The sequence below is a fragment of the Pseudomonas sp. MF6751 genome (assembly GCF_016613265.1).
GTDB lineage: Bacteria > Pseudomonadota > Gammaproteobacteria > Pseudomonadales > Pseudomonadaceae > Aquipseudomonas > Aquipseudomonas fluorescens_BV.
In genome coordinates this window covers 63,327-75,622 of the sequence record NZ_JAENSV010000006.1, presented here as the reverse complement: position 1 = coordinate 75,622, position 12,296 = coordinate 63,327, and the positions used below count along the sequence as shown (strand labels likewise).

Sequence of the window (12,296 nt, the reverse complement as noted above, 5' to 3'; positions counted from 1 at the left end):
CGCCCCTGATAAAGCCGGCTCCAGCTGCGCTGTCGAGCGGGAGCAAGCTCCCTCGCCACAACAAGCTCGCTCCTACAGGGGGCTGGTCAAACCGGGGGTTGGGTCTGCTGCATCGAAGACCGCTGGCTGACCTCGGCATACCACGCGGCGAGCTTGGGGTTATCTATGCGCCATTGCAGATCCGGATGGCGAAAGTCTATGTAGCCCAGGGCACAGGCCACGCTGATGGCGGCGATGTCGAAGTGGCTGGCCAGTTCGGCAATGGCGTCCCGCTCCAGCTCGGCGAGGGCGCGGCGGATTTTGTTGCGCTGTTCTTCCAGCCAGGGGGCCCAGTGTTTTTCTGGCGGGCGCATGGCGGTCTCGTAACGCACCAGCACGGCGGCATCCATGATGCCGTCAGCCATCGAGGCCAGGGTCAGGCGCCGCCAGCGGGCCGAGCCGTCGCGGGGGATCAGCGGGCTGCCGACATGCTGGTGGTCGAGATAGTCGAGAATCACCCGGCTGTCGTGCAATACCGAACTGTCGGCCAGACGCAGGGCCGGGATCTTGCCCACGGGGTTGCCTTGCAGCACTTCGGCATCCGGGTTGACCGGCGTGGGCAGGCACGCGTGCAGGGCCACACGATCCTGCTGGCCGGTCTCGATCAGCAGCACGCGCACTTTGCGCACGAAGGGCGAAGCGGGGTTGTGGAACAAGGTCATGCTGGGGGCGGACATGGGCATTCCTCGAGGTGAAGTGTGGCTAGCCTAGAGGGTTGTGCGGCGCCTGGCGAGGGGGCCGCGTTGTTTTTGCGGGCCTCATCGCAGGCAAGCCAGCTCCCACATTGGACTGTGTTCACAGGTCAAAATGTGGGAGCTGGCTTGCCTGCGATAGCGACCTCAAGCGCGCCGCTTAACCAACCCCCATACACCCATCATTGCCGGTATCCCGAGCCCGATCCAACTCAACGAATCCCACCACCCATCGCCCAGCAACGCCGCAAACAACCCGGCGGCACTGAGCAGGCCAATCCCCAGCGGTATGGCAAAGACCTTCCAGAAATTCGACTGCCGCGGCTTCATACCTTGGCCGCCTTGCGCCGTACGATCCATAAGTAAATGCCGCTCACCAGCACGATGATGGTCAGCACATCCAGCGCCGCCCACAAAATCTTCATCGGCATGCCGCCGTAATCACCGAAATGCAGGGGCTGGGACATGCCCATGGCGTCCATGTACCAAGGCCGTTCGGCGATGGCGGTGACGGCCAGGGTGCTGGCGTCGATCAGTACCGGTGTCAGCAAATGGGAGGTCAGGTGGGTGCTGCCCTTCATGAACACGGCGTAGTGATGTTCGCTGGAAAAACGCGTGCCGGGGAAGGCGATAAAGTCCGGTTCCATACCGGGCGCGGCCTTGGCCGCAATGCTCAACAGCTCCGTGGCGGGCGCGCGCTGGGTCAGCGGCGGGGCGTTCTTGTAGGGTTCGATCATGGCGCTGAGGCTGTCCTCGCGCCACGCCGCGATGATCAGGTCGGCGCAGGCGCTGATCACGCCGGTTACACCCACTACCAGCGCCCAGGTCAAAGTGACCACGCCGATCAGGTTGTGCAGGTCGAGCCAGCGCAGGCGAGTGGACTTGTCCTGGCGCACCGTGGCGAACTTCAAGCGACGCATGAATGGCAGGTACAAAACCGTGCCCGAGATAATCGCCAGCACAAACAGAAGGCCCATGAACGCCAGCAACAACTTGCCGGGCAGACCGGCAAACATATCCACATGCAGGCGCAGCAGGAACAGAGTGAAGCCCCCATTGGCAGACGGCATTTCGACGGTTTCGCCAGTGCGTGCATCGAGCATGAAGGTGTGCGACGAGTTCGGCTCAGTACCGGCTGTGGCCGCCATGATCGCGATCACGCCGTTGTTGTCGTCTTCGTCCCAGGCAAGGTACTGCATGGCCTCGCCGGGGCGATGGGCCTGGGCTTTGGCTACAAGCTGCTCAAGGTTGAGCCGGGGCGTATCGGCAGGCATCTGCGCCAGTTCGGGCTCATTGCCCAGCAGGTGGTCGATCTCGTGGTGAAACACCAACGGCAGGCCGGTGAGGGCGAGCAGCAGCAGGAATACGGTGCAGATCAGGCTGGTCCAGGTGTGGATGAAGGACCAGCGGCGGATGGTTTTGCTTTTCATTGTCTAGCCTTCAGATGCACCAAAGCCGCCTTGTTGGGCGGCCTGGTGGTTAGCTCAGCTGATTACCACTGGTAGGTGGCGCTGGCGACAACGCTGCGTTGGTCGCCGAGGTAGCAATAGGAGCCATCACAGGTGGAAATGTAGTCTTTGTTGAACAGGTTGGTCGCGTTCACTTTCACCGACGCGCCCTTGAGACTGTTGTCCAGGCGACCGAGGTCGTAATGCACGGCGCCGTCGAACACGGTGTAGGCGTTGGCCTTGCCGGCCCAGGTATTGGCTTGGTCGCCATAGGTATTGCCTGTGTAGCGTGCGCCGAAGCCGATGCCGAAACCGTCGAGGGCGCCGGTGTGCCAGGTGTAGTCGGTCCACAAGGACGCTTGTTGGTTAGGCATCAGTTGCAGGCGGTTGCCCTTGAAGTCGCCTTTTTGCACTTCGGATTTTGCCAGGGTATACGCCGCGATTACCTTGAGGTTTTCGGTGACGTCAGAGATGGCTTCCAGCTCCAGGCCTTTGACTTTCACTTCGCCGGTCTGGTCGGTGACAGATACTCCACCAGACTGGAAACTGCTGACCAGAACGTTCTTCTGGGTCAGGTCATACACCGCGGCACTGAGCAACGTATTCGAGCCCGGCGGTTGGTATTTGATCCCCAATTCCCACTGCTTGCCCACGGTGGGTTTATAGGACTCTGTAGGGGAGGCGCTGGCGTTGCTCGCCGGCTGGAAAGATTCGGCGTAGGAGATATACGGTACGAAGCCTGAGTCGAACACATAGCTCAGTGCCGCGTTCCCGCTGAAATTCTTGCTGCGGTCAGTATTGGTCGCGTCGTTTTTGTTGAAGTACGTGGTGCCCTGGTGCACCCAGTCTTCACGGCCCCCCAGGGTCAGGCGCCAGTTATCAAGAGCCATCTGGTCCTGGACGTAGAGACCGGTCTGGATGGTTTTCTGGTTGTAGTCGTAGAAAGCGCTGGAACGGGCCGGGCGTTCAACTGGCGTGGTGTTGACCGGGTTGAAGATGTTGACTCGTCCGGCCAGCCCGTAAATCGACAAGTACGAGGTATCGGTACGCTGGTGGTCAAGTCCGAGCAGAAGGGTATGGGTGACGTCACCGGTGGCGAAGTCGGCCTGAAAGTTGTTATCTACCGCCAATTGTCCGATGTTCTCGTCCACGTTGGTCGAAGAGCGGTCGATATTGCCCTCGGCATCGACCGGTGCCCAGCCGTAGGCGCCCACGGTCAATTGTTGGAACGACAATTCTGATTTGGTGTAACGCAGATTCTGTTTGAACTGCCAGGTATCGTTGAAGCGGTGCTCGAATGCGTAGCCGAGTGCGTAATAGGTACGGTCGTAGAACTCGTAGTCCGGATCGCCCAGGTTCTTATGATGTGAAACGTCACCCAGTGGCGACTTGATTTTGGTGCCGACTATCGGCAGGAACTGGCTGGTAGCCCCGGTATCGTCACGGGTGAACTGCGACAGCAAGGTCAGCCTGGTATCGGTATCGATGTTCCAGGTCAGGCTGGGCGCGATGTTGTAGCGCTTGTTGTCGATATGGTCGACCTGCGTACCGGCATCACGTACCACGCCGCTGAGGCCATAGAGAAACTGGCCTTCGTCATCGATCTTGCCGGTGCTGGCGAAGTTGATCTGGCGATAGTTGTCGCTGCCGTATTGCACCTGGATCGCGCTGCTCTGTTCGGCGCTGGGGCGGCGGCTGACCATATCCAGCAGGCCGCCCGGAGGGGTCTGGCCATAGACTGACGAGGCCGGACCGCGCAGCAAAGCGAGGCGATCCAGGTTCCAGGTTTCAGCTTTCGGGTTGGCATACACCCCGCGTGGCAGTGGCAGGCCATCGAGAAATTGCGTCGGCTCGAAGCCGCGTACCCGCATCCAGTCGTAACGGGTGTCGCTGCCGTAGCTGGCAGACACGATACCGGGCATGTATTTGACCGCATCGTCGAGGTTCTGCACGTTACGGTCCTGCATCTGCTCGCGGGTGGCTACCGAGATCGAGCGTGGTGCCTCGACCAGCGCGGTATCGGTTTTGGTGCCGGCGGCAGTACGCTTTGCTACATATCCCTCCACCGGCCCCCAGGCGCTTTCATAGCTGCCTTGGCCGGTGATGTTGGTGGTCGGCAAGGCAACGACGCCCTCCGGAACCGGCATCAGGGTGTAAGTGCCCACACTGCTTTGTTCCAACTGCAAGCCAGTACCGCGCAAGGCCTCACGCAACGCGCCCTGCGCATCGAACTGGCCCTTGACCGGCGCCGAGGTCTTGCCGGCGGCGAGTGCGGGGTTGAGGGTCAGCGCCAGGCCGGCCTGGCTGGCGATCTGGTTCAGGGTGGTGGCCAGGGGCGCAGCCGGCAGGTTATAGGCGCGCACGCTGGAGGCTTGTTCGGCGGCGATCAGCGGGGTGCTGGCGAGCGGGGCGCTGAGGGCGATCGCCATGGCTAACAGGCTGGGGCGCAACAAGGTGTCTAGCGTGCGGGACATAAGGGCGGCTCCTGAATGGAAATATTTCTCAATTGCCTAGGTGCCGAGCGAGAATCGAAAAGTGATAGGGGTGAGTGAAAATATTTTTCGCAGGTGTGCTTGAGGGCCTCATCGCAGGCAGCCAGCTCCCACAGTTGAAGGTGTTCGCAATTCAAAATGTGGGAGCTGGCTTGCCTGCGATAGCAATCGCCCAGGCGCTGCAGGACCTAAGGCTTACCCTTGACGGTCACCCACCACGGCGTGTGCTGCTCGATCTGCACCGGCAAGGTCGGCAACAGCGCATTCAATGCCAACGTGGTGTCGCGCAGCGGGAAACTGCCGGTGATGCGCAGGTCGGCCACGTTCTTATCCACCCCCAGGTAGCCGGTGCGATAGCGCGCCAATTCCTCGATCACATCCCCCAGCCGAGCGTTGTCCACTACCAGCATGCCGCGCGTCCAGGCATCGGTAGCCGGCGTGACGGCCAACAGTGGCCCGAGCCCGTCGCCGCGCATCAGCACTTGCTGGCCCGCCTTGAACACTTGTTCCTGGTGCAGCGCCTCGGGCTGGGCGGCCACGGCTGACTGCAACACACTCAGTCGCGTAGCGTCGTCTTCGCGCTTGACGATAAACCGGGTACCCAGCGCCCGCAGGCTGCCGTCGCGGGTTTGCACGTAGAAAGGGCGCGAATCGTCGTGGCCGGTTTCGACGAGGATTTCGCCTGCCTGCAACACGATCAAGCGGCGTGTTTCGTCGAAGCGCACATCAATGGCGCTGTGGGTGTTGAGGTTTATCCGCGTGCCGTCCGCCAGCTTCAGCGTGCGCTGTTCACCGGTGGCGGTGCGCTGGTCGGCCAGCCAATAGTGAATAGGCACGTAACGCTCACCGGCAAACAGCGCCAGGCCGCACACCAGCACGATACTGGCCAGGCCCCGGCCCAGCTTGCGCACGCGCTGGCGAATGCCGTGGCGCGACTGCAGCAGCGCCGCCCGAGCCGGGCCTGAGGCCACGCTGAAACGCTGGTCGAGCATGCCCAACTGGCGCCAGGCGCGAGCGTGTTCCTCATCACTGGCCAGCCACTTGCTGAACTCTTCCTGTTCCACCGCGCTGCCGTCGCCCGAGTCGAGGGACAGTTGCCAGGCAATCGCGGCATCCAGCACGCGCGACGACACCGGTTTGGAGCCGATCGCGGTCACGACGGCTCGCCATACAGTGCGATGTAGCACTGGCGAATGCCCTGGGCCAGGTATTGGCGCACGCGGGGCACCGACACCCCCAGGCGCTGGGCGATTTCGGCATGGCCCAGGCCGTCGAGGCGGTTATAGAGGAACGCGGCGCGGGCCTTGCTCGACAATTTGCCGAGCAGGCGGTCGATGGCCTTGAGGTCTTCGAGGATCAGTTGCTGGGCTTCCGGCGAAGGCTGTTCGTTTTCCGGCATCAGCATCAATTCAGTGAGGTAGGCCTGTTCCAGGGCCGCACGACGGAAATAGTCAAACAGCAAACCCTTGGCGATGGCCACCAGGAACGCCCGCGGTTCGCGGGGCTCGCGCAACTCATCACGGCCCAGCAGGCGCATGAAGGTGTCCTGGCTCAGGTCTTCGGCGCGGCTTGGGCACCCCACGTTACGTCGCAGCCACGCCAACAGCCAGCCACGGTGGTCGCGATACAACGCACCAACAAGCTCACTGCGTGGGGTATGGACCGACGACAAGGCATCACCGAATAAGGTTTAAACTAACGAGAATTATTCGCGATTGTGTCAGAGGCGTGGGGTGGGCGCAATTGGCGTCTGTCGGGTGATCGTTCCCGCGCTCTGCGTAGGAATGATCCCGCGATGCTCCGCGTCGGGCGCGAAGCGTTAAAGGGAAGGGGACTGTTTGCGTCGTTTCCATTGGGCCAAACGCTCATTCAGCGCCTGGGGCGTATCGATCTGTTGCTGCCGCGCCCGGCTGAACAGGATCAACATCAGCTCCGCCGTCGCCAGTGCATCGGCGCTGGCATGGTGGCGTTCGCCGGCCTGTAGCCTGAAGTGGTTGAGCCAGTCGTCCAGCCCGGCTTCGCGGATATGCGCCTCTGGGCATAACAGCGGGGCCAGGTCTGCTACATCCATGAACGGATGGGCCAGGCGATAACCCAGGCTGTCCTTGAGCGCCCGGCACAGCATGTGTTGATCAAACGGCGCATGGAAGGCCAGCAGCGGACTATCGCCCACGAACGCCATGAAATCCAGCAACGCCTCGGCCGGGTCGCTGCCGGCGGCAATTGCACTGGGCCCCAGCCCGTGGATCAGCACACTGGGGCTGAGCTTGGTGTCGGTGCGCTGCAGGGTGCGTTCGAACAGTTGGGAGAAATCCACCGCACCGTCTTCGATGACCACGGCGCCGATGGACAGCACCTGGTCGCGGTGAAGGTTCAGGCCGCTGGTTTCCAGGTCCACCACTACCCAGCGCTGGCTGCGCAATGGGCCGTTGCCCAGTTCGGCGGGCTTGGGTAACTGTTCCAGGCGCTGCTGTTGCGCAGCGCTGAGCCCAGGTTTTTTGGCGCGCAACCAGCCAAACAAACTCACAGTTGATACCGCAAGCTCAGGCTGCTTTGCAGGCGTTGGGCCTGGCGCAGGGACTCACGCAGAATGCGCCGGTCCAGGTGGTTGAGGCTGTCGGGATCGACGCGGTTGGAATAGGGCAGGTTCTCGCGGGTCTGCAATTGATGCTGCTGCATGCGGGTCTGCTGGATAAAGTGGTAGGCCTCTTCATAGGCCGCGCCATCCAGGGGTTCGATCACGGCCTTGTCCACCAACTGGCGCAGGCGTTCCAGGGTGTTGTTGGCGTGGATGCCATTGGCCAGGGCCAACAGGCGCGCGCCATCTACAAAAGGTGTAAGGCCTTGCACCTTGAGGTCGAGGGTGGCCTTTTCGCCATGTTTGCGGGTCAGCACGAACTCGCGGAAACGCCCCACCGGCGGGCGCCGCAGTAGTGCATTTTCGGCCAGCATCCGTTGGAACAAGCGGTTATCCGCCACCTGATCGAGAATGCCCTGGCGCAGCTGCTCGCAACCGCGCTCTTCGCCCCACACCACGCGCAAGTCAAAATAGATGCTTGAGCCCAGCAGGTTTTCCGGCGTCGCCTCACGAATGAACGCGCCGAAGCGCCGCGCCCACTCCACGCGGGACAAGCACAGCTCGGGGTTGCCGGCCATGATATTGCCCTTGCACAGGCTGAAGCCGCACAGCGCCAGGCTTTGGTTAATGTGCTGCGCCAGCGGTAGCAAGCGCTCACGCCTTTCGGCGGCTTCGACGGCGTCCTTGGCCTCGAACAGGATGCCGTTGTCCTGGTCGGTGTACAGCGTTTGTTCGCGGCGGCCTTCGCTGCCAAAACACAGCCAACTGAAGGGCACACCGGGGTCGCCTTTCTCCGCGAGGGTCAGCTCGATCACCCGGCACACGGTGTGGTCGTTGAGCAGCGTAATGATGTGGGTGATCTGGGTGGATGAGGCGCCATGGGCGAGCATGCGTTCCACCAACTGGCCGATTTCACCGCGAATCGCCACCAGGTTTTCCACCCGGGGCGCGTTGCGGATGGTGCGGGCCAGGTGCACCAGGTCCACACGCTGCAAGGAAAACAAGTCACGCTCGGAGACCACGCCACACAGGCGCTGGTCTTGCACCAGGCACACATGGGCGATATGCCGCTCGGTCATGGCGATGGCTGCGTCGAAAGCGCTGTGCTCCGGGCTCAAGTAAAACGGCGCCTGGGTCATATGCCCGGCAATGCTCTGGCTGAAGTCGCTGGTGCCATCGGCGACCACCTGGCGCAGATCGCGCAGGGTGAAGATGCCCAGGGGTGCCTTGTGTTCGTTGACGATCACAATGCTGCCGACCTGCTGTTCGTGCATCAAAGTCACCGCTTCGCGCAACGGTGTGTGCGGGCTGCAGGTGACCGGGTGGCGCATGGCCAATTCACCCAGGCGGGTATTCAAGGAGTATTGGGTGCCGAGGGTTTCCACGGCTTTTTGCTGTACCTGCTGGTTGACCTGGTCGAGCAGGCTGCTGACCCCGCGCAAGGCGAAATCACGAAACGGGCTGGACAGCGCGAACAGCTTGATAAAGGCCGGTTTGTTCAATTGCAGGCAGAAGGTGTCTTCAGCGGCTTTGTGTTCTGTACGGGTCGCGCGTTCACCCAGCAAGGCGGCGAGGGGGAAGCATTCGCCGGTGGCGATTTCAAAGGTGGTGTCCGCCGAGTCTGGACGCTCACCCACGACCCGGCCCTGCTTGACGATATAAAAGTGCTCGACCGGGCCGCCCGACGGTTTGAGGATGCTGTCGCCGGGGCCGTAGAAACGCAGTTGGCACTGTTCCACCAGGAAAGCCAGGTGCGCCTGTTCCATCTGGTTGAACGGCGGGAAGCGTTGCAGGAATTGCAGGGTGCCGTGGATGTTCTGCAACACAGCGGTTTTACCCGCCTGTGCGAATGCATCAGCTTTACTCATAACAGTGACCGCAGTGTTTTTGTCGTTATCGTGCTGCATGGTCGACTCCTGCGCGGTGGGTGCCCATTGGACGTAAGTCTAGGTCGAGGAATACCGCACAAAACTAGGGAAAAACCTTACATGGCAATCGTGCAAAACCCGTAGAACGCCCACTAGGCAAACTTTCCGACGAAGTGCACATTGTTCGCCCTTCCGCAGATGTCTGACGAGTGTGCTGGGAGATTGAATTAGAACTGCTGAGAAACGTATGTCCGACCACGATATTTTGAGTGATGCCGAGCGCGAGGCGCTGAGCGCCGTGATGCTGGAGCCCGATTTGCCCCCCCAACGCGTTTTGATCGTGGACGACGACAAGGACGCGCGTGAATTGTTGGCGGAAATCCTTGGGCTCGATGGTATTCGCTGCATGACTGCCGAAAGTGGCGAGGCTGCGTGGGATTTGTTGAAGACGAGCAGTTCCATCGGTTTGCTGATCACCGACCTGCGCATGGCGCCCAGCAATGGCCTGGAATTGATCCGCCAGGTGCGTGAGTCCACCCGTGCGGCGTTGCCGATCATCATCATGTCTGGAGACGCGGAGGCGCCGGATGTGATTGATGCGATGCATTTGAGCGTGGTGGATTTCTTGCTCAAGCCGATTGATAGCGTGAAGTTGGCGAAGTTGGTGAAGCGGGAGTTGGGGATGGTGCCCTGAGTGTGGGGTGACTGGCCTGGCCTCTTAGCGGGCAAGCCCGGCTCCCACATTTGAAATGCACTCCCTGTGGGAGCTGGCTTGCCTGCGATTCAGGCAACGCGGTCTAACTGACACTGATAAAAAAGCCCCGATCTTTCGATCAGGGCTTTTTTCCATTACAGGCCGTTCTTGGCCTTGAACTCCCGACGCCTGCGGTGCAACACCGGCTCGGTATAGCCATTAGGCTGCTTGGTCCCTTCAATCACCAACTCCACCGCTGCCTGGAATGCGATGTTGCTGTCGAAGTCCGGAGCCAGTGGGCGGTACAACGCATCCCCGGCATTCTGGCGGTCCACCACGGGCGCCATGCGCTTGAGGCTTTCCATCACCTGGTCTTCGTTGACAATGCCGTGGCGCAGCCAGTTGGCGATGTGCTGGCTGGAAATACGCAGGGTGGCGCGGTCTTCCATCAGGCCGACATCGTTGATGTCCGGCACCTTTGAGCAGCCCACACCCTGGTCGATCCAACGCACCACATAGCCGAGGATGCCCTGGGCGTTGTTGTCCAGTTCGTTGCGGATTTCTTCCTCGGACCAATCTGTGTTGCTGGCCAGAGGAATGGTGAGGATATCGTCCACCGAAGCGCGCTCGCGCTTGGCCAGCTCGGCCTGGCGGGCGAACACATCAACCTTGTGGTAGTGCAACGCATGCAGGGCCGCGGCGGTCGGCGACGGTACCCAGGCGGTGTTGGCACCGGCCAACGGGTGGGCGATTTTCTGCTCAAGCATCGCCGCCATCAGGTCGGGCATGGCCCACATGCCTTTACCGATCTGTGCACGACCTTGCAAGCCGGTGCTCAGGCCGATATCGACGTTCCAGTTCTCATAGGCGCCGATCCATTTTTCTGCCTTCATGGCCGCCTTGCGCACCATCGCGCCGGCTTCCATGGAGGTGTGGATTTCATCGCCAGTGCGGTCGAGGAAACCGGTGTTGATAAACACCACGCGCTCACTGGCCGCCTTGATGCAGGCCTTGAGGTTGACCGTGGTGCGGCGCTCCTCGTCCATGATCCCGACCTTGAGGGTGTTGCGCGCCAGGTTCAGCACCTCTTCGATGCGACCGAACAGTTCGTTGGTGAACGCGGCTTCTTCCGGGCCGTGCATCTTCGGTTTCACGATGTATACGGAACCGGTGCGGCTGTTCTTGCGGGTGTTGTTGCCGTTGAGGCTGTGGATCGCCGCCAGGCTGGTGATCAGGCCGTCGAGGATGCCTTCGGGTACTTCGTTGCCGTCTTTATCGAGGATCGCGTCGATGGTCATCAAGTGGCCAACGTTGCGCACGAACAACAGCGAACGGCCATGCAGGGTCACGTCGCTGCCATCCACGCCGGTGTAGACGCGGTCAGGGTTCATGGTGCGGGTGAAGGTCTGGCCGCCCTTGGCCACTTCTTCGGCCAGGTCGCCCTTCATCAGGCCGAGCCAGTTGCGGTAGATCACCACTTTGTCATCGGCATCCACGGCGGCGACGGAGTCTTCGCAGTCCATGATGGTGGTCAGCGCGGCTTCCATCAGCACGTCTTTGAAGCCGGCAGCGTCGGTCTGGCCGACTGGGGTGCTGGCGTCGATCTGGATTTCGAAGTGCAGGCCATTGTGCTTGAGCAGGATCGCAATTGGCTCGGCCGCAGGGCCCTGGAAACCGATCAACTGGGCATCGTCACGCAGGCCGCTGTTGCTGCCGCCTTTGAGGCTGACGATCAGCTTGCCATCGACGATTTTATAGGCGGTGGAATCGACATGGCTGCCGGCGCTCAGCGGTGCGGCTTCGTCGAGGAAGGCGCGGGCGAAGGCAATGACCTTGTCACCACGCACTTTGTTATAGCCCTTGCCCTTCTCGGCGCCGTTGGCTTCGCTGATGGCGTCGGTGCCATACAGCGCGTCGTACAGCGAGCCCCAGCGCGCATTCGAGGCATTGAGGGCGAAGCGGGCGTTCATCACCGGCACCACCAGCTGTGGGCCGGCCATGCGGGCAATCTCGTCATCGACGTTTTGGGTCGAGGCCTGGAAGTCTGCGGCTTCTGGTAACAGGTAGCCGATGTCTTGCAGGAAGGCTTTGTAGGCCACCGGGTCGTGGGCCTGGCCGGCGTGGGTCTGGTGCCAGGTATCGATCCGCGCCTGGAAGTCGTCGCGTTTGGCGAGTAGGGCTTTGTTCTTCGGGGCCAGGTCATGGATGACCTTGTCGGCACCGGCCCAGAACTGGTCGGCAGTGATGCCGGTACCGGGAATGGCTTCGTTGTTCACGAAGTCGAACAGGACTTTGGCGACCTGCAGGCCACCGACTTGAACGTGTTCAGTCATTGCTTGCCTCACTCTGCGGAGCTTATGCGCTTTTTCAGATTTTCATTATGTAGTGCACGGTTGGGCATACTACATGATGACTTGCGGTTGTGAAAATTAGACTAAATACGTCGTTTAGCGACCCACTTTGGTCGTACGGTCACAGCGGAGAA

General features: G+C 61.3%; 10 protein-coding genes. 1 reads left to right on the top strand and 9 read right to left on the bottom strand.

Going from position 1 to position 12,296, the window contains the following annotated elements:
- Positions 1–86 precede the first annotated feature (86 nt).
- The 8 genes from JJD66_RS07565 to JJD66_RS07530 form a co-directional block, all read right to left on the bottom strand.
- Complete coding sequence (locus JJD66_RS07565) at positions 87–716, bottom strand: glutathione S-transferase family protein (protein WP_200647898.1); 630 nt, start codon at positions 714–716, stop codon at positions 87–89.
- Positions 717–878: 162 nt separating this feature from the next.
- The gene (locus JJD66_RS07560) at positions 879–1,061 is read right to left on the bottom strand and encodes a hypothetical protein (RefSeq protein ID WP_105228775.1); all 183 of its coding nucleotides are present in this window, start codon (positions 1,059–1,061) and stop codon (positions 879–881) included.
- Positions 1,058–2,161, bottom strand: a complete 1,104-nt coding sequence (locus JJD66_RS07555) for a PepSY-associated TM helix domain-containing protein (protein WP_198714414.1) — start codon at positions 2,159–2,161, stop codon at positions 1,058–1,060. Before JJD66_RS07555 ends, JJD66_RS07560 begins: the two co-directional genes overlap by 4 nt.
- Before the next feature lie 62 nt (positions 2,162–2,223).
- Positions 2,224–4,653, bottom strand: a complete 2,430-nt coding sequence (locus JJD66_RS07550; protein ID WP_200647897.1) for a TonB-dependent siderophore receptor — start codon at positions 4,651–4,653, stop codon at positions 2,224–2,226.
- A 206-nt stretch (positions 4,654–4,859) separates the two neighbouring features.
- On the bottom strand, positions 4,860–5,828 hold the full coding sequence (locus tag JJD66_RS07545; protein ID WP_054920742.1) for a FecR domain-containing protein: 969 nt from the start codon (positions 5,826–5,828) through the stop codon (positions 4,860–4,862).
- Complete coding sequence (locus JJD66_RS07540) at positions 5,825–6,343, bottom strand: RNA polymerase sigma factor (RefSeq protein ID WP_200647896.1); 519 nt, start codon at positions 6,341–6,343, stop codon at positions 5,825–5,827. The genes JJD66_RS07545 and JJD66_RS07540 overlap by 4 nt, the downstream gene beginning before the upstream one ends.
- A gap of 147 nt (positions 6,344–6,490) precedes the next feature.
- On the bottom strand, positions 6,491–7,198 hold the full coding sequence (locus JJD66_RS07535) for a 3'-5' exonuclease (protein WP_200647895.1): 708 nt from the start codon (positions 7,196–7,198) through the stop codon (positions 6,491–6,493).
- Positions 7,195–9,117 (bottom strand): putative nucleotidyltransferase substrate binding domain-containing protein, encoded by a 1,923-nt coding sequence (locus JJD66_RS07530; protein WP_200647949.1) that lies wholly within the window; start codon positions 9,115–9,117, stop codon positions 7,195–7,197. Before JJD66_RS07530 ends, JJD66_RS07535 begins: the two co-directional genes overlap by 4 nt.
- Before the next feature lie 247 nt (positions 9,118–9,364).
- Here JJD66_RS07530 and JJD66_RS07525 point away from each other — a divergent pair, with 247 nt between their 5' ends.
- Positions 9,365–9,811 carry a response regulator gene (locus JJD66_RS07525; protein WP_019817416.1) on the top strand — a complete coding sequence of 149 codons (447 nt, stop codon included), beginning with the start codon at positions 9,365–9,367 and terminating at the stop codon, positions 9,809–9,811.
- Positions 9,812–9,966: 155 nt separating this feature from the next.
- Here the strand turns inward: JJD66_RS07525 and JJD66_RS07520 are convergent, their stop codons facing one another.
- On the bottom strand, positions 9,967–12,144 hold the full coding sequence (locus JJD66_RS07520) for a malate synthase G (RefSeq protein ID WP_200647894.1): 2,178 nt from the start codon (positions 12,142–12,144) through the stop codon (positions 9,967–9,969).
- Positions 12,145–12,296 lie beyond the last annotated feature (152 nt).

Bases quoted from the DNA above. Each gene is read 5' to 3' on its own strand.
- JJD66_RS07560 (WP_105228775.1), bottom strand. From the start codon at position 1,061: ATGAAGCCGCGGCAGTCGAATTTCTGGAAGGTCTTTGCCATACCGCTG.
- JJD66_RS07530 (WP_200647949.1), bottom strand. From the start codon at position 9,117: ATGAGTAAAGCTGATGCATTCGCACAGGCGGGTAAAACCGCTGTGTTG.
- JJD66_RS07525 (WP_019817416.1), top strand. From the start codon at position 9,365: ATGTCCGACCACGATATTTTGAGTGATGCCGAGCGCGAGGCGCTGAGC.
- JJD66_RS07565 (WP_200647898.1), bottom strand. From the start codon at position 716: ATGTCCGCCCCCAGCATGACCTTGTTCCACAACCCCGCTTCGCCCTTC.
- JJD66_RS07550 (WP_200647897.1), bottom strand. From the start codon at position 4,653: ATGTCCCGCACGCTAGACACCTTGTTGCGCCCCAGCCTGTTAGCCATG.
- JJD66_RS07555 (WP_198714414.1), bottom strand. From the start codon at position 2,161: ATGAAAAGCAAAACCATCCGCCGCTGGTCCTTCATCCACACCTGGACC.
- JJD66_RS07520 (WP_200647894.1), bottom strand. From the start codon at position 12,144: ATGACTGAACACGTTCAAGTCGGTGGCCTGCAGGTCGCCAAAGTCCTG.